General features: G+C 47.1%; 14 protein-coding genes. 11 read left to right on the forward strand and 3 right to left on the reverse strand.

The annotated features are described in order from the left end of the window. Positions 1–117: 117 nt before the first annotated feature. The 5 genes from ACED36_RS06780 to ACED36_RS06800 all read left to right on the forward strand — a co-directional run bounded on the left by ACED36_RS06780 (position 118) and on the right by ACED36_RS06800 (position 4,351). A complete protein-coding gene (locus tag ACED36_RS06780) occupies positions 118–840 on the forward strand; it encodes a hypothetical protein (protein ID WP_371732984.1) in 723 nt (240 codons plus the stop codon). Beyond that, positions 831–2,441, forward strand: a complete 1,611-nt coding sequence (locus tag ACED36_RS06785; protein WP_371732985.1) for a hypothetical protein — start codon at positions 831–833, stop codon at positions 2,439–2,441. The genes ACED36_RS06780 and ACED36_RS06785 overlap by 10 nt, the downstream gene beginning before the upstream one ends. Beyond that, positions 2,441–2,821, forward strand: coding sequence for a hypothetical protein (locus ACED36_RS06790; protein ID WP_016959770.1), 381 nt, complete (start codon positions 2,441–2,443; stop codon positions 2,819–2,821). Before ACED36_RS06785 ends, ACED36_RS06790 begins: the two co-directional genes overlap by 1 nt. Before the next feature lie 762 nt (positions 2,822–3,583). Then, the gene (locus tag ACED36_RS06795; RefSeq protein ID WP_017004620.1) at positions 3,584–3,970 is read left to right on the forward strand and encodes a hypothetical protein; all 387 of its coding nucleotides are present in this window, start codon (positions 3,584–3,586) and stop codon (positions 3,968–3,970) included. Between the two features lie 24 nt (positions 3,971–3,994). After that, positions 3,995–4,351, forward strand: coding sequence for a hypothetical protein (locus ACED36_RS06800; protein ID WP_016959766.1), 357 nt, complete (start codon positions 3,995–3,997; stop codon positions 4,349–4,351). Here the strand turns inward: ACED36_RS06800 and ACED36_RS06805 are convergent. Next, a complete protein-coding gene (locus tag ACED36_RS06805) occupies positions 4,337–5,263 on the reverse strand; it encodes a LysR substrate-binding domain-containing protein (protein ID WP_017004618.1) in 927 nt (308 codons plus the stop codon). The genes ACED36_RS06800 and ACED36_RS06805 overlap by 15 nt on opposite strands. Before the next feature lie 105 nt (positions 5,264–5,368). Here ACED36_RS06805 and ACED36_RS06810 point away from each other — a divergent pair, with 105 nt between their 5' ends. Both ACED36_RS06810 and hdhA read left to right on the forward strand, forming a co-directional pair. Then, complete coding sequence (locus ACED36_RS06810) at positions 5,369–6,622, forward strand: D-amino acid dehydrogenase (protein ID WP_016959764.1); 1,254 nt, start codon at positions 5,369–5,371, stop codon at positions 6,620–6,622. A 205-nt stretch (positions 6,623–6,827) separates the two neighbouring features. Next, complete coding sequence (gene hdhA, locus ACED36_RS06815) at positions 6,828–7,595, forward strand: 7-alpha-hydroxysteroid dehydrogenase (RefSeq protein ID WP_017005900.1); 768 nt, start codon at positions 6,828–6,830, stop codon at positions 7,593–7,595. 117 nt (positions 7,596–7,712) lie between these two features. On the opposite strand, the gene ACED36_RS06820 is transcribed toward hdhA, so the two are convergent. Together ACED36_RS06820 and ACED36_RS06825 are read right to left on the reverse strand one after the other, a co-directional pair. Next, complete coding sequence (locus tag ACED36_RS06820) at positions 7,713–8,300, reverse strand: SRPBCC family protein (protein ID WP_016959762.1); 588 nt, start codon at positions 8,298–8,300, stop codon at positions 7,713–7,715. Between the two features lie 113 nt (positions 8,301–8,413). Next, complete coding sequence (locus ACED36_RS06825) at positions 8,414–9,655, reverse strand: polyhydroxyalkanoate depolymerase (RefSeq protein WP_371732986.1); 1,242 nt, start codon at positions 9,653–9,655, stop codon at positions 8,414–8,416. A gap of 293 nt (positions 9,656–9,948) precedes the next feature. On the opposite strand from ACED36_RS06825, the gene dctP reads away from it, so the two are divergent. The 4 genes from dctP to ACED36_RS06845 are packed head-to-tail and all read left to right on the forward strand — an operon-like array spanning position 9,949 to position 16,533. Continuing rightward, positions 9,949–12,063, forward strand: coding sequence for a TRAP transporter substrate-binding protein DctP (gene dctP, locus ACED36_RS06830; protein WP_371732987.1), 2,115 nt, complete (start codon positions 9,949–9,951; stop codon positions 12,061–12,063). Then, entirely contained in the window at positions 12,063–14,504 is a 2,442-nt protein-coding gene (locus tag ACED36_RS06835; RefSeq protein WP_371732988.1) for a PAS domain S-box protein, read from the forward strand. The genes dctP and ACED36_RS06835 overlap by 1 nt, the downstream gene beginning before the upstream one ends. Further along, on the forward strand, positions 14,504–14,887 hold the full coding sequence (locus ACED36_RS06840) for a response regulator (RefSeq protein WP_017004612.1): 384 nt from the start codon (positions 14,504–14,506) through the stop codon (positions 14,885–14,887). Before ACED36_RS06835 ends, ACED36_RS06840 begins: the two co-directional genes overlap by 1 nt. Further along, positions 14,884–16,533: a diguanylate cyclase gene (locus tag ACED36_RS06845; RefSeq protein ID WP_371732990.1), complete on the forward strand. Its 1,650-nt coding sequence runs from the start codon at positions 14,884–14,886 to the stop codon at positions 16,531–16,533. The genes ACED36_RS06840 and ACED36_RS06845 overlap by 4 nt, the downstream gene beginning before the upstream one ends. Positions 16,534–16,604 lie beyond the last annotated feature (71 nt).

A 16,604-nucleotide genomic window follows, 5' to 3' on the forward strand; every position in this document is an offset into this window, starting at 1 on the left:
CGCATGATCTGCCTTTCGCTTTTGGTTTCGCGTCATTGTAATCACCTCGTTTGTTCGGTATTTAACCTACAAACAAAAATCATCAGGGAAGAATCAGTGGCGTACAGGGTTGTGAAAATGTCCGAACTCGCATCGTATGAGTTCGGTCAGGTTGAGGGGGCGTTTTCGACGTTAGATGAAAGAGCGCTGGCCGCGGTGTTGCCGCAGGATATGGCGTTAGATAAATTCAAATCGAAACTTGAAGTTGGCGAATTTGTATTGCTAAGCGACGCGCCGATCACGCCTGCTCTCAGAGCGTCCAACACCTCCTATGGTGACAAAGTCTGGCAAGTTAACCCTGCTGCTGAATCTCACTTTTCACCCCAGGCAAAAACGGCGTTTGTGTCTCGCTCCAAATCCTCTGGCTTTACCTCTCGCTCAGGCTCTGAATCTCAATCTGCCCCTGATGTGCCTTACCCCCCCGAACCCAAGGCCGTAGAAAAAACAAAAAAACCTGATCAAGATTATGAGTATCTGTTTGAGATTGCCTGCACTGAGGCCGTGCTCGCCAGTGACATCGGTTGCCAGTTTGCATTGGGTAAAACGCCCAAAGAAGCCAGTATTGTCAGTTGGCAGACCAAGCTTTCTGAAATAGGCACAATTTTCTCTGCCAAGGCCACGGATGACACGCCCCGCAGGCTCATCGCTAAAGTCGCGGCAACTGAAAAAGGCGTGAGTAGCCAGCCTCCTGTGAAGTTAAAACCCAAAGGCACTGATGCGGTTCGGGAAGCGTTTATTCCTATTGTCCCTGCCATGCAGTTAGGGTCGCGTTTATTCCTATTGTCCCTGCCATGCAGTTAGGGTCGCGTTTAGGCTTTCCGACTGAAGGTTACTTCTACCATTTCCACGAAAAGAAGCTGGTTCAGGAATACAAAATACTCGGAGAAGGCCGCTGGGCATTTCAGGCGACTCGCTCTACCCATACCGCGCTCAACACTGAGCCGGGGCTGAATAAGTATCAAGGCGCTATCCTGCTTTATTGGAAAATCGACAGCAAAGTCGTCACCAACCAGCACCTTGTGCACCTTGGTTCCCCTATCACGCGGGAACAACTCGATAACCTCAATGAAGATTGGCTAGCTGAAAACGGCGTCGCGATTGATATACCAGCCCTGCTTGCTGTCATAAAAACCACCACAGCCACCGAGAAGCCTTACAAGCCACAAACTTACAATACCCATGCAGATGTTACTTATGAGCACAAAGAACGCCTGCTGATGGGTTCGACGCTGAAAGCGATAAACAATACGCGCTTGGTCGAGAGTGGCTTGCCCGTGGTGAATGTTAAGACATGGGGAGTAGCCCAGTTGGCGTTCGATTTGGGCTATTGCCAGATTGAAGAAACCCAACCATTGGAACAGTTCTGGAGCAACCTGTTTTCAGACGAAACACCCACTGACATTCAGGAACTTATCAAGAAATACAATGAGCATTTGAACAATCCCGCCAGACAGGGGGAGATTGTTGTTCTGCCGACAGCAGAGCCAGAGACCGAGAAAGAAAGAAGCCGTCTTGATGCACTGATTGAAGAAGCGAAAGCGGCAAGTAAAGAGCTGGGCAAACTGACGGATGATGCAGTGGCTACCGTAAACCGTCACTTTGAGCTTTTGGACTACTATGCGTCGGAAACATTAAAAACAGTTAAGGAAGATGGACTTCCATCAGATGCTTACGCGCATGCCTCATTGGGAGTTGGGGCTATAGCTGCAGGTATTGGACAGCATCTTGATAACATTAATGGCATATTACTGGAAATTAATAGCTTGTATGTATCGCATGTGGCAATGGCAAACCGTGTTGGTGGGATAAACTATGGAGCCTTCGTCACCGAGCGAGCTGCTCTATTTAAAAAATTGGATGGGTCTTTCGCTGCCCTTTCGAAAGGCAGTGTCAAAGTCCCAGCCTATTTGCAAGTTCGAAAGAACTTAAAACTGTCCACTAAGTCGGTTATCCATAATGCCAATGAAATTATCGCGAAAGGCGTTGTCCCAAATCTGGGCAAGCGCATGGCAAATGTAGCAGTGGGCATCTCAGCGTCAAAAGGGCTTGGTTATATAGGTCTCATATTAGGTGGTGCAAGCGCCATTAAGAACATCTACGTGGCTTGTTCATCTGACTCTAATGGCAACTGTGGAAAAGTGACAACTAGAGAGTTGGGAGGATTTTTAGGAGGTATTGGCGGAGGAACTGTTGGAGGGAGCCTGGCAGCAGGTGGAGTTGCTCTGCTACTTGGAGTTGTCGGTGTCGTGTCTGCTCCAGTGCTGGCAATAGCTACGATAGGGGCATTTGTCGCAGGAGGTACAGTTGGCGGTATAGCCGGCTCTACTGCTGGAAAAGTATCTGGAGAGGTTTTGTATGAATATACATCCCAGACAGTCGATGTGATAAAGGATCTGTTGTAATGGAAATGTTTGAAAAAATAATAGTTATCATGGTTGGTCTGTTGGGTTTTTACGCTGTTTTGTGGGCGATTCCAGGCGTTATTATGGGAGCAATTGTTTCCCTGGGAGATACCAAACACATCACTTTCATTGATAGTCAGCTGTCTAAAAAGCGCAGAAATATGCAATTAAGTTTTCCAAAAATGCATTTTGCTCATATCGCGACACGATTATATGGTTATTGGCTTGCATATCCTTTCATTCGAAATAGAGCCACTGTTAGCTCTAAGAAATTCAGATTTTTCATGTGGGTGAACTGCATTGGTATGTGGAGCTGGTTACTTTTCTTCTGCATCATGCTTTATAGAAGTGCTTTAAGCGTTGAGATCGGCGGAAACTGAACCAGACATGTCCAGCGAATATTTTAACATAATGAGTCAAGTTATCTCTTGGTATATGCTTTTATGGATAACCCCATGCTTAATAGCAGGGATTGTTCTTGCTTTTGGTGACTCAAGCCGAATCAAATGGATCGATAATCAACTTGCTAAAGACTCAGACAAGCTATCAAAAGACGATCAAAGCGCACTTCCATTCAAGGTAATACCACGCTTTATGGATTACTGCATCGCGTTTCTTTTTATTCAAAATCGGCGCACATCTAACTCTCCAAGGTTCAGAGCTGCCATGTGGTATTTATCTGTTGGACGGTGGCTTTTCTTTGTGATTCTTGCTTATTCAATGTTTAATTAAGTCGCTTTCACCCATCATGACAGAATCTGACATAACACTCGTAATACTTGCCATTGTAGGGACGCTATCTCTCGCTTGGATTATTCCGGGCATTATCTCTTTTTGCGTTGTTTCTCTGGGGAGTTTTAAACACATCATTTATCTTGATAGCCAGCTAAGCAGAAAATTAAACGAGCTTTATGATGAGGAAGGCAACCTAAAGAACATGAATTTTTTGAATATTGGCGGCCGTTTCATAACCTATTGTTTTACTTTTCCATTTATTCAAAAGCATGCCCAATCAATGCCAATTAAATACAAAGTATTTATGTGGTTGAACTCTGTTGGCTTCTGGAGCCTTATGGTCACGATGCTTCTGGCCTTTCTCGTTCGACATTTACACATCTTGAGTTAGACACAAGCAAATCACAATGGAATGGTACGAAGTAGCAATTGTGCTCATCAGCGCACTTTTCGGTGGTTATCTAGTCATTTGGGCAATTCCTGGAACGGTTATGAGTGCCATGGTTGCACTCGGTGATGTTGAACGAATTGTATTTATTGATAAACAACTTGCTAAGAACCTGAAGAAGTATTATGACGAGAGAGGTTATTTAAAGCCTGAATATCAATTGTATACTTCAATTGGCACACGACTATTTGGCTACTGGATTGCTTATCCATTTATTAAGAAAAGAGCTACCACCCAGTCTAAAAAATTCAGGCTACTCATGTGGATAAATTGCCTGGGAATGTGGAGTTTGGTTGGTACAACGTTTTTTGTTTGCTTGGCAAAGTTGCTGGGAATTATTCCCTAATTCTGACCTTAAAAATGGATACCCATGCACATTGAAGAGCTAAAAATAGCGGCATCAGGCTTACTCGCAATCTACGCCATATTGTGGGCTCTTCCCGGAACCATCATGAGTGCAATAGTTTCTTTGGGAGATCCGCAACGTATCGTTTTCATTGATCAACAATTAGCAAAAGATCCCCGGAAGCTCCACGCTGACTGGTCAAGCATGATTTTCAGTAACATTGCAACACGCCTCTTTGGCTATTGGCTTGCCTACCCACTCATTCGTCGTAGAGTAACCACAACCTCAACAAAGTTTTCATTGTTTATGTGGTTCAACTGTTTGGGAATGTGGAGCGTGATTGGTGCGCTGTTGCTGTCCTTGATGTCACAGGCGCTTTGACGGTCCCTCCCCAATTTGCTCCCTCAACCACCCAACACAACAGGCAGTGCTTTCGTTTTGAGTGGTGTTTATCAAGTAATAGCCCGCGTTGGCTTTGATCGGTGCGAAAGGCGACACTAAACGCTCGGTGTCCAACTCGTCATCAATGAGTGCCATACGCGACATGGCAATCCCGACACCGGCTTCGGCAGCAGACATGGCCATATCAGTGCGGTTGAAAAAATGGCCTTTATCTGTCGGCATCTCAAGCCCTTGCTCTAATGCCCAATATCGCCACTCATGATCACGTGCGGCGCTTTCCCACGGCATGGCATCGTGCAGCAAGGTGACAGATTGCCAATGCTCTGAGCTATATGGGTCATCCAACAGCCAGTGGTGTTTTGCAAGGTACCTTGGGCTCATCACGGGCAGTAAATATTCATCCAGCAACAGCTCGGCATTAGGATGACGATAAGGGTGCTGGCGGTAATCAACCGCCAGATCAAAATCTCGCGTATCACTGTTCACCAGTGCGCCTTCGGCAAAAATCTGAATTTGAATCTCCGGAAATTGCTGATGAAAGCTTTCAAGCTTTGGCACTAGCCATTTGAAGGCAAACGACGGGGTGAGTTTCAGGCGCACTTCCTGCTTTTTTCCCTGCAATTGCTGAAGCACGGTGATCTCAGCGTCTATTTCTCCTAAATGGAAGCTCACACTTTGCAGCAGTTGTTTACCTTTCTCGGTTAACCGAATCCCCCGCGAGTGACGCTCAAACAAGCTAAAACCTAACTGTTGTTCAAGCTGTAACAGTTGCTGACTCACCGCCCCTGTCGTCAGGCACAACGCCTTGGCAGCACTGGTTAAGCTGGTGTGTTTGGCCATTTCCGTAAACGTGAGTAACGCACCCAAGTGGTTGCTTTTGATTGTCTGCATCTTTCTGCTTTTAGTTTTTCTATACGCTGTGATTAATTTATATCGATTGTTAGCACCTTGTAAACAACACACACTCGCCTTGTTTTCACGTGGGAGAAGAAAAAGATGAAAGCCTTGGTATTGGGAAGCGGTGTTGTGGGTCTAATGAGCGCTTGGTATCTGCAAAAAGCGGGCTATCAAGTGACGGTGGTTGATCGTCAATCACGCAGCGGTGAAGAAACCAGTTTTGCCAATGCTGGGCAAATTTCCTATGGCTACTCCTCCCCTTGGGCGGCGCCGGGTATTCCACAAAAAGCCATTCGCTGGTTGATGGAAGAACACGCCCCATTGAAAGTGAAACCTAGATTAGATCCGCAGCTCATTAAGTGGGCCAGCCAAATGTTGGTCAACTGCCAGCTCGACCGCTACAAAGTGAACAAATCGCGCATGCTGGGCATTGCCAATCACAGCCGAGAGTGCCTGATTGAACTGCGCGATCAACACAACATTCAGTATCAAGGTCGTCAACAAGGCACACTGCAACTCTTCCGCAGCCAAAAACAAGTGGATGCGGTAGAAAAAGACATCGCCCTGCTAGAACAAAGCGGTACACGCTTCCAACGCATGTCGGTGGAAGCGTGTATTAAGCAAGAACCCGGGCTGACAGCTGTGAGCCATAAGCTAAAAGGTGGTTTGTATCTGCCTGATGACGAAACGGGCGATTGTTACCTGTTCTGTCAACAAATGACCGAACTCGCCAAACAACATGGCGTCGAGTTTTTGTTTGATACGCCCGTGTTGGATGTAAAACGCGAAGGCACGCGTATCGTCGGTGTGGAGACAGACAAAGGCACGTTAGAAGCCGACACCTTCGTGGTCGCTATGGGCAGCTATTCCACCCCATTTTTAGCCAAGCTTGGCGTGAAGATCCCAGTCTATCCGGTAAAAGGCTACTCGCTAACCGTGCCGATTACCGACGCATCACAAGCGCCTGTTTCTACCGTGATGGATGAAACCTACAAGGTAGCGCTGACGCGCTTTGATGATCGCATCCGCGTGGCGGGCACGGCGGAATTGGCAGGGTTTGATCCGGCCATTCCAGAAAAACGCAAAGCAACCATTGAGATGGTGGTGAAAGATCTCTTCCCGCACAGCGGCGATTTTGCAAAAGCCGAGTTCTGGACGGGCTTCCGCCCCATGACGCCCGATGGTACGCCTGTCATTGGGAAAACGCCGTACAGTAACTTGTTCACCAATACGGGTCACGGCACCTTAGGCTGGACCATGGCGTGTGGTTCAGGCGATTTGCTGGCACAGATGATCACCAAACAGGTGACCAGCAAAGTAGAAGGGCTCGATTACTTCCGCTACGCAAGCTAACCCCCGATTCAATACCCTTTAACAAGAGAGGTAGATGATGCCTCTCTTCCGCTCATATTTGCGTATTTCTTCGCTTCTACCCTCTTGTTTCTTTTATCCCGCTCTGCCTCCTTTCAGTTTCGTATCAACAATAAACCGCCTAGATACTTCCTGCGCATCTACCTTCAAAGCACTCAAAAAACTGAACAGCATTAAAGGAAGCAGTATGTCGGTTATTCAACAATTCAGCCTTGAGGGGCAAGTCGCTATTGTCACTGGCGCCGCAGCAGGTATTGGGCGTCGTATTGCTGAAGTCTTTGCGGATGCGGGCGCAGCCGTGGTGGTGAGCGACCTCGATATGCAGGCAGCGAGCGATGTGGCTGCTGCTATCACAGCCAAAGGCGGCAAAGCCGTTGCGACCGCTTGCAATGTCACCAAAGAGGAAGATCTTGTCGCCCTGGTAGAAACCGCAATGCGGGAGTTTGGCAAGCTCACCCTACTCGCCAATAACGCGGGCGGCGGGGGTCCAAAACCGTTTGATATGCCAATGAAAGATTTTGACTGGGCGTATCAGATCAATGTCTACGCGCCGTTTCGCTTAATGCAGCTTTGCGCCCCTGTAATGCAACGAGCGGGGGGCGGCGCGATATTAAACATCAGTTCAATGGCAGGAGAAAACAAGAACGCTCATATGGCTTCTTATGGCTCATCAAAAGCCGCAGTGAATCACTTAACGCGCAATACGGCGTTTGATTTAGGTCCAATGGGCATTCGTGTCAATGCGATTGCACCTGGGGCAATTCGGACTCAGGCGTTGGAAAAAGTGCTCACACCAGACATAGAAAAAGCCATGCTGACACACACACCACTAGGCCGATTGGGTATCACTGATGATATTGCGCTCGCGGCTTTGTTTTTGTGCTCGCCAGCGGCGGCATGGGTGAGCGGACAAATCCTGACAGTGAGTGGCGGAGGAAGCCAAGAATTAAGCTAATAACGAATCCGTGCCAACGTGGAAACAGCGAAAGGGGCGATACGCCCCTTTCGCTGTTTCTATCTCTTCTGGCTCTCTAATCGTGCAATCTACTCGCGCTCACTCAAACCTGCACACTTACTGCTCCATCACCTTTTTAAGGTTACCTAGCCCTGCTTTGTATAACCCTGTGATCGCACTGATGGCGGTTTCATCATTTAAATTTTCTGGTGGATTATTGTTTGGATCGCCGCGGTAAAAACCTGCTTTCCATGTCACCACACTGTTATCACCATCCGCTTTAACGGTGAGGGTGGATTGGTAATTGGTCACAGGAAGAAGTGCCGTGTTGTCTTTGCTAATTTTGTATTTAAGCATCATTCCTTTGTCATCGAACTTTTTCAGCGTCTCCTCGACACTTTGCTCGCCGACATACACCACACGCACCGCGCCTTTCTCATTAGCAGGCTCTTTTTCCATCACCACCTTGGTCACAGGCGGCAACCAAGCAAGACTATTAAACGCACCCACGGTTTTCCATACTTTTTCAGCGGGGGCGTTGATGGTGACGGATTCTGAGACTTTGAGCCTTGACGGTCCATGCGCATACGCGGTTGAAACGCCCAATATGCTCAGCACAGTCAATATAAAGAGAGGCCGCTTGATGAGGGTGGGGAGTGTTATGAGGATAGGTTGTTTTATAAAGATGAGTAAATTTCTGAACATCCGTTGCTTTCCTTCTCAATACCGATGACCGTTTCTGTTATAACGGCGATTGAGAAGGAACAAAATCGCGCCTGAGGCAAAAGTGTTTTTTCACCCCAATAGGCGCAAATAGACTATGCGGCTTTCACGATCTTCGGCTCGTATTTTTTGATAAACCCTTTGATCTTCGGTGCAATGACTTCGCGATAACGGCGACCGTTGAAAATACCGTAATGCCCCACACCTTCTTGCTCGTAATGCACTTTCTTGGATTTTCTCAATTTGGTGCACAAATCCAGTGCCGCCGCAGTTTGACCTCGCCCAGTGATATCATCCAACTCACCTTCAATGGTCAGGATCGCCGTTTCCGTGATGCAATCAAGGTTGATGAGCTTGCCACGATAGGTCATGGTTTTGTTCGCGAGCTTTTGATCCAAAAACACTTTGCGAATGGTGTCGAGGTAGTATTGCGCGGGCAAATCCATCACTGCTAAATATTCATTGTAAAACTGACGGTGCGACTCCGCATTGTCACCATCGCCTTTAACCAAATCACCAAAGAACTTAAAGTGCTTTTGCACATGGGAATCAAGGTTCATCGACATGAAACCGGAAAGCTGCACAAAGCCTGGGTACACCAACTGTCCCATCCCTTTGTATTGCTCGGGCACAGTGCAAATCACGTTCGATTCAAACCATTCTAAATCTTTGCCGCTGGCATAATCGTTCACTTCTGTGGGATTGATGCGGGTATCAATTGGACCGCCCATTAGTGTCATGCTCGACGGGGTTGCAGGGTTGTTTTGCTCTGCCATCAGCGCAGTAGCCACCATTAATGGCACACAAGGCTGACACACAGCAATCGCATGTGTATCTGGCCCCAGCATTTCCAAAAATTCAATCAGGTAATCCACGTAGTCATCAAAATGAAAGTCCCCCTCACTGAGCGGCACGTCTCGGGCATTTTGCCAGTCGGTCACGTACACATCATGATCAGGTAAGAATTCGCGAATCGTGCCGCGAAGTAGTGTGGCGAAATGACCCGATAGCGGAGCAACGAAAAGGACTTTCGGCTGGTTTAACTGCGCCTTGCTACGCCTAAAATGAAGCAAGTTACAAAACGGTTTATTGGCAATCACATTGTATTGAATCGCCAAACTCTGGCCGTTAATCACCGTATAATCCAAGCCCCAAGCCGGCTCGTCATAGCAATCGGTTAGTCGCTCCACCAGCTCCATCGAAGCATCTAAAGTACGCGCAAGGGTGGAATCTCGCATGCCATTCCAAGGCGCAGCGTTAAAGTCTCTGACAAACCTCACCCAACTATTTAGCGGTTTAATGGATTCCATGTATGTCGCATTGAGCTCATAAAGCATACGGTGCCCCTGATGTTAAAAAGCGCGTGGCGAGACGCCACTATTGACTAACTACTTAATTAACATACTAGACCAGAAACTCAGCGCCGCTGGTTTGTGTCAAAACACCTATTACAAATGTATACCCAATGCTCCCCTCATTCGTTGCTTTAACCTCAATGTCTCAATGTCTCAATGCCTCAATGTCTCACTGGCGAAACACACCACTCATTTCTAACCTTGTAATAAGCAAGCTCGCAGATCGACCCCAAAAGATCTGCCACTGAATCAATTCATGAGGCCAAGAAAACTTGATGAAACATACTTTATTATTTGGCGTGTTTGTCATGCTGCTTATCGGTTGCGACCGTCAACCCGATTCGCAAGTCGTCAATCCTGAGCAAGACGCTGAATCGTTCGTATTAAAACTGGCGCTGGCAAATGCCACAGGCAGTACTGAGCATAAGGCTGCAAAATTCTTTGCATCATCATTAGAAAGTGCAACTCAAGGTAATGTCACTGTCGAATTAGTGTCGACATCCTCACGCCTATCAGAGCGTGAAGTGATAGCTCAAGTACAACAAAATAAGCTGGATATCATCATCACATCAGCGTCAAAGCTGTCTCACCTTGTGCCTGAAATGCAGATCCTCGACATTCCATTTTTATTCGAAGATAACGCAGCGGTACAACGTGCTTATGAATCCAGTGCCGCGCGGACGCTGTTATCAGCGCTCGATGAGCAAGATCTTAAAGGGCTCGCATTTTGGAAAGGCGGCTTTAAGCAATTAATCACCACCGCCCCGCTTTCATCGCTGTCTGATTTTAAAAACCGCCGCTTCAGAATCATGGAGAGTTTAGTGCTGCGCGAGCAATTTGAGCATTGGGGAAGTACCACGGTACCCATTGCCTCCAATCATGTCGCTGATGCTTTTGCCAAAAAAGCCATTGACGGGGCTGAGGGTACATTCGTCAATATCGCCAAACTCGGCGTCGACAATCTACAGATTACTAAAACCAATCATGGATACCTCTCACTTGTGATGATGATGTCACCGAGCTCGTTTGATTCGCTTCCTAGTATTTATCAAGACGCGCTGCTAGAGGCAGTAAAAGCAACCACTCAGCATCAATATTCGCTTGCCGATCAAGAAGGAGAAAATGCTTACTCTGCTGTGAATCGTAAATGGACAATCACACAAGCGTCGCCTCACCTTATTGGCAAAATGAAGGATGTCTCCAAAACAATTCTTGAGCGTAATCGCATGATATTTGGCACTGCGCTAGTTGAACAAGTATTGCAAACCAGCCAAAACTGGAAAGCGCCGCATCCAGACGCCTTATTGGTCGCGCTAGATGCAGACCTGACAAACCTTTCTGCCTTGTCCGGATTAGCCATACGTCGTGGCATTGAGTTGGCACTAGACGAAATTAATGCACAGGGCGGACTACTGGGCAAGGAAGTGAAACTGGTGGCGAGAGATAATTCCATGGTGCCATCGCGAGGGATCGACAACATCAAAACCTTCGCCAAACTGCCCAATCTTATTGCCGTATTCAGCGGAATAAGTAGCCCTGTAGCCCTCGCCGAGCTCGATTTACTCCATCAACATGACATGCTCATGCTCGTTCCTTGGGCTGCCGCCACCCCCATTGTGGATAACGGGCATGATCCCAATTTTGTTTTCCGTGTCTCTGTTCGAGATGAGTATGCCGCTGAATTTCTCCTCGACGGCGCTCTCGACGTATCACCCAATATTGGATTAATGCTGGTTAACAATGGATGGGGACGAAGCAATTACGAAGGCTTGACCAATGCAATGGCAGAGCGCGATCTCCCTCCCGCTCATTTAGAGTGGTTTGATTGGGGAGAAAAGGATATTTCATCCAAAACAACTCGACTCATCGAACGGGGTGCAGAAGTCATTATTTATGTTGGTAATCCTGTAGAAGGTCAGAAGTTCCTCGCCGCTTTAGCGACACACCCCACGCCTCCTGTCGTGATTTCTCATTGGGGGATAACAGGGTCAGAATTTGCCCAACAGGCTGCAAGAGAGCTAGAGAAAATAGACCTTCGTGTTCTGCAAACTTTTTCCTTTATCAACAATGACAGCCCGATTGCTACGTCGCTGGCTAAGCGTTACCACCATCAATACAACACCCTATCCGCCACCGACATTTTCGCCCCATCTGGCACCGCACATGCTTACGATTTAATGCACTTGTTAGCACAAGCAACGCGCAAAGCAGGCAGCTCCGACATGACGAAAATTCGTCAGGAAATGAAAAATCTTGATCAACACAAAGGTGTCATGAAGCGCTATCAATCCCCCTTCCTAAGCGGCCAACAAGATGCATTAACGCCAGAGGATTATATCTTTTCTTTTTATAAAAACGGCATGCTTCACCCTATAAGGTCCACAAACTAATGGCCGAAAATAGAAGTATTGCCAACCGATTTGCCAATCTGAATTTGGTGTTACTTGTGTCATTTTTTCTTTTTGTGGTCGGTGCAACCACGGTGATGGAGCTGTTTCGAATAGAAAAGCAGCTCCATGTGGAACTGCATACTCAAGCACAAACTCGCCTCAAAATATTGAATCAAGAAATCAACAACCAACGCGTCGCGGTTACGCGAACCGCTGAAAGTCAGCTGTCAATCAATAGCCTTATCGACATTAACGGCAGCAGCCTCTATTTCGACCATGCGCTAGAAGATCTCACCCAGTACACTGCCATTGATGATGCGCAGTTTTTTGATTATGCGGGCTCTCTATTAGACAAATCCTCTTCTCCCCCCACTTGGTATTCTGCCTCGTTCGTCAGAGAAACGTTGGTAACCGGCAAGGGGGACATAAAACTGCACAAAGGGGCTTTCTTCATTGTTGAACCCATTACGTATTTTGGCGCGGTACAAGGCGGCATCATTGCACGAGTTAACTTATCCGAGTTGGTTTCGCCAGTGCTTGAAAACATTGACCGTTACTATTCGCTCAAATTGGGCGAAAAAACGGAATTCACCAACGGTGAAAGGCACAAATTTGAGTCCACAGCCTTTGTGGTGCCTTCATCAGACATGACACTCAGTGATTTCCCCATATCCATCACCTTGTCCGAGCCTTACCTTTACCTGCTACACAAGATCTCGCCATGGCTAACCAGCGTTAGCATTCTCGCCTTAATATCCTTATTCCCTATCGTGGCGATTGCACGTCGGTGGGGGGAAAAAATGGCTCTCCCTATTGCGCAGCTGTCAGAAAAAGTGGAAGAAGGCACCTACCCGATAGCACTCTCTCACACCGCCATTGAATTAGAGGTACTGGCGAATGCGTTTAACCGAACAACAGAACAAATAAACAAGGCCGGTGAGTTGAATCTTGAGGCTGAAAGGCAATCAGGCCAGAGCCAGTTACTTGCCATTGTTGACACCGTAGTTGATAGCATCATCACCATCGACGAAAAGGGCTATATCGCGACCTTTAATCCCGCGGCAGAAGGCTTATTTGGGTATTACGCTGACGAAGTTATCGGGAAAAAAGTGAACATGCTGATGCCACAAGATTTCGCCCTACAACATGACACTTTCTTGACGAACTATCTCGGTGGAAAGCCTGCAAAAATCATCGGGATTGGTCGAGAAATCGTCGCTAAACGCAAAGACGGTTCGGAATTTCCCGCAGAGCTATCCGTCAGTGAAATGCGCGTCTTAGGTGCGCGAATGTTTACTGGCATTATTCGAGATATTACGGCTCGCAAAAAGGCGCAAAGTGTAAAAAATGAATTTGTCGCAACCGTTAGTCATGAATTACGTACTCCGCTCACATCCATTCGCGGTGCGTTAGGTATCGTATTAGGCAAATTTGGCAATGACTTGCCAGAAAAAAGCAAAAAGATGCTCACCATTGCACTTCGAAACAGTGAACGATTAACCCTTTTAATCAACGATATTCTTGATATTGAAAAACTAGATTCAGGGCAACTCAGCTTTAGTTTTAGCCGTATTAATCTTGATTCACTGATTCGGCGTTCGATTGACGACAACGACGGGTTTGCACGACAACACAACGTCTCGTTGGTATACATCAACGAAGTTAACGATGCCTATGTCAATGCCGACTCAGGTAGGGTGTTGCAAGTGATGGCTAACTTATTGTCAAACGCGATCAAATACTCCCCAGAATATGGTGAAGTCACCATCACACTAGCGCAACAGGATTCATTTTACCGCATCGATGTGACTGATGTCGGATCGGGTATCCCTCCTGAATTCCATCAACGCATCTTTGAACGTTTCTCCCAAGCAGACAGCTCAGATACACGAAGAGTTGGTGGAACAGGCTTAGGGCTTAGCATTACCCAATCGATTGTAGAAGGCCATAAGGGACAAATTGACTTCTTCTCGGCGCTCGATGAGGGGTCGACTTTCTATTTCACGCTCCCTATTGATACAGCCGAGGCTAAGCGCTTGAGTGCTGATCACGGGGGTGTGGTAACCCAATTCAACGCAGTGTTTCAGGTGTTATATGTCGGGAGTGACGACAATCTCATTCGAGTATTGCGAGGTGAACTTGCCGAGATCGCAGAGATCTCTTGTGTTTCCTCATTTCAATCCGCCATCTTGGCTTTCAAACAGCAACATTTCGAGCTGGTCATATTGGACAATGAATGGGACGAAGAGAGTATTACACCTTTCCTATCTTCAATGGCAGAAAACGCGAACCCTGTCATTTTGATTTCAGAAACACGCCTTGAAAAGACACTGCCGACCAACGTCATTTCGTGTCATGAAAAGTCTCAATTAAATATCGACAAACTCAAATCGGAAGTCCGTCTTATACTTAAGAAAACATTCTCCAAAAAGGCAGTGTAATGAGCAAGCCAATTACTGTTTTATATGTAGAAGATGACGAAGATATTCGCGATGTTGCCGAAATGGCGTTAGAAGGCGACGATTTCATCCTTCTTGTATGCAGTTGTGGTGAAGAAGCGTTGGAAAAGGGAGCGCTCTCCTCCCCTGACTTACTGCTGCTGGATGTGATGATGCCTGATATGGATGGCCCCACTACGCTGATAAATTTACGCAAGCTGCCTCATATGGAGATGACACCCGCTATTTTTATGACTGCAAAAGTGCAGCCTTCCGAGATAAAGGCCTACCACGACTGCGGGGCTATTGGGGTTATCAGTAAACCCTTTGATCCAATGATGCTTGCCGAACAAATCAAAAGCATGATGACAAGGGAAGGCTTATGAGACCATCTCAACTAAAAAAGTTTCAGGAACAACAAGCCAAATTTGCCAAAGGCATTGGTAAACGCGTCGAAAGGATAACGACGTTATGGCAAACGATCCAAACCAATAAGACATCGACCCACGGCGAACTCGACGAATTGGTGCTTGAAGCACATAAATTAGCGGGGACGGCCACTACGCTAGGGTTTGTTGATCTAGGGGAACGTGGGCGCGATATCGAAGTCTTGCTCAAACCTTCTCTTGAGGGTCGGGAAAACCCTTGGCCAAATACCGACATGGATGCGCTCATTGCCACAATCGACGATGTGGCTCGCATTGAACCTAAACGCCCGGAAGATCTCACCTACGGTGAAGTCACTTTACTTCACGAACAAGGACGAACCAAACAGCTGGTCTATGTGCTCGCCGATGATCTCAGTAACACCCAAGATATGGTCGAACAACTTCAATACCTTGAATATGACGTGCTGTCATTCGACGCTACTGACGACTTGAAAGAGGCCTTGAGTAAAGAAGCGCCGTCAGTGCTAATTGTTGATATCAATGAATGTGATCTACTCAGTAAAGTCACCAAGGTGTGGCGTAAAAATAGCGGTATTCCACTGGTGGTATTAAGCAGCACCGAGTGTTGGAAAAGCAGACTTCTCGCTGCCAAAGCAGGGGCGTTTGCCTTTTTCCATAAACCAATTGAATACGATGATATTCTCAGTGTACTGGATTCTCTTTGGGAAACTCATAACGCGCAATACCGTGTCCTGATCGTTGAAGATGAACAGATACTTGCTGAGCACTACTCCATTGTGCTGCAAGGGGCGGGAATGAAAACCCTGATTGTTGACGATCCAGAACATTTGCTCGATGAGCTCGGCGAATTCAGTCCCGATTTGGTACTGATGGATTTGTACATGCCCAATTGCTCGGGCGTGGAAGCCGCCAGTGTGATTCGTCAGCACTCTTCGCACACCAATGTGCCTATTGTGTACCTTTCGGGTGAAACCGATTTAAAGTTACAAATGAAAGCGCTGCAAGTGGGCGCAGATGACTTCCTCACGAAACCCATCAATGATCTGCACCTAACGCAAGCAGTCTCCATTCGCGCTAAACGCTTCCGTCAATTAAGCGCCTTAATGGACAGGGATAGCCTCACAGGATTACTCAATCACTCGAACCTCAAAGTTGCCCTCGACCGCGAATTGTCACGAGCACGCCGTCACAAATCTCCATTGAGTTTTGTGATGATAGATATCGATCACTTTAAGTCTGTTAACGACAGATATGGTCACCCCGTGGGAGACAAAGTCATCAAAGGCGTCGCCCGTCTGCTCAATTATCGATTCCGAAAAACCGATACCTGTGCCCGCTACGGGGGGGAAGAGTTTGCGCTCATTTTACCGGACACACCTGCAGATATCGCCCTTCGACTGATTGACGAGTTTCGGATCACCTTTGCAAAGACGCCGTTCTCCAATGGTCCGGACACTTTTTACGCGACCTTGAGTGCAGGCGTCGCAACTTTCCCTGAATTTGATTCGGTCGAATCCATTATTGAAGCGGCAGATTCTTCTTTGTATATGGCCAAAGAAAAAGGCCGTAACCGTGTGGTGACTCATGTAGAGTTGGATGCAAATAAAAAGAATCACGCCTAATGAGTGATAAGAACGAAATTGCCGCCCAATAACACAGGGTTGCCGAAGCTAAAGCGAAACAACAATGCACC

Source organism: Enterovibrio sp. FF113, from assembly GCF_041439165.1.
GTDB lineage: Bacteria > Pseudomonadota > Gammaproteobacteria > Enterobacterales > Vibrionaceae > Enterovibrio > Enterovibrio norvegicus_A.

What these genes read in the sequence shown, in the direction of transcription:
- ACED36_RS06820 (WP_016959762.1), bottom strand. Translation starts at nt 8,300, where the DNA reads ATGTTCAGAAATTTACTCATCTTTATAAAACAACCTATCCTCATAACA.
- ACED36_RS06835 (WP_371732988.1), top strand. Translation starts at nt 12,063, where the DNA reads ATGGCCGAAAATAGAAGTATTGCCAACCGATTTGCCAATCTGAATTTG.
- dctP (WP_371732987.1), top strand. Translation starts at nt 9,949, where the DNA reads ATGAAACATACTTTATTATTTGGCGTGTTTGTCATGCTGCTTATCGGT.
- ACED36_RS06780 (WP_371732984.1), top strand. Translation starts at nt 118, where the DNA reads ATGTCCGAACTCGCATCGTATGAGTTCGGTCAGGTTGAGGGGGCGTTT.
- ACED36_RS06800 (WP_016959766.1), top strand. Translation starts at nt 3,995, where the DNA reads ATGCACATTGAAGAGCTAAAAATAGCGGCATCAGGCTTACTCGCAATC.
- ACED36_RS06795 (WP_017004620.1), top strand. Translation starts at nt 3,584, where the DNA reads ATGGAATGGTACGAAGTAGCAATTGTGCTCATCAGCGCACTTTTCGGT.
- ACED36_RS06805 (WP_017004618.1), bottom strand. Translation starts at nt 5,263, where the DNA reads ATGCAGACAATCAAAAGCAACCACTTGGGTGCGTTACTCACGTTTACG.
- ACED36_RS06825 (WP_371732986.1), bottom strand. Translation starts at nt 9,655, where the DNA reads ATGCTTTATGAGCTCAATGCGACATACATGGAATCCATTAAACCGCTA.
- ACED36_RS06810 (WP_016959764.1), top strand. Translation starts at nt 5,369, where the DNA reads ATGAAAGCCTTGGTATTGGGAAGCGGTGTTGTGGGTCTAATGAGCGCT.
- ACED36_RS06790 (WP_016959770.1), top strand. Translation starts at nt 2,441, where the DNA reads ATGGAAATGTTTGAAAAAATAATAGTTATCATGGTTGGTCTGTTGGGT.
- ACED36_RS06845 (WP_371732990.1), top strand. Translation starts at nt 14,884, where the DNA reads ATGAGACCATCTCAACTAAAAAAGTTTCAGGAACAACAAGCCAAATTT.
- ACED36_RS06840 (WP_017004612.1), top strand. Translation starts at nt 14,504, where the DNA reads ATGAGCAAGCCAATTACTGTTTTATATGTAGAAGATGACGAAGATATT.
- ACED36_RS06785 (WP_371732985.1), top strand. Translation starts at nt 831, where the DNA reads ATGCAGTTAGGGTCGCGTTTAGGCTTTCCGACTGAAGGTTACTTCTAC.
- hdhA (WP_017005900.1), top strand. Translation starts at nt 6,828, where the DNA reads ATGTCGGTTATTCAACAATTCAGCCTTGAGGGGCAAGTCGCTATTGTC.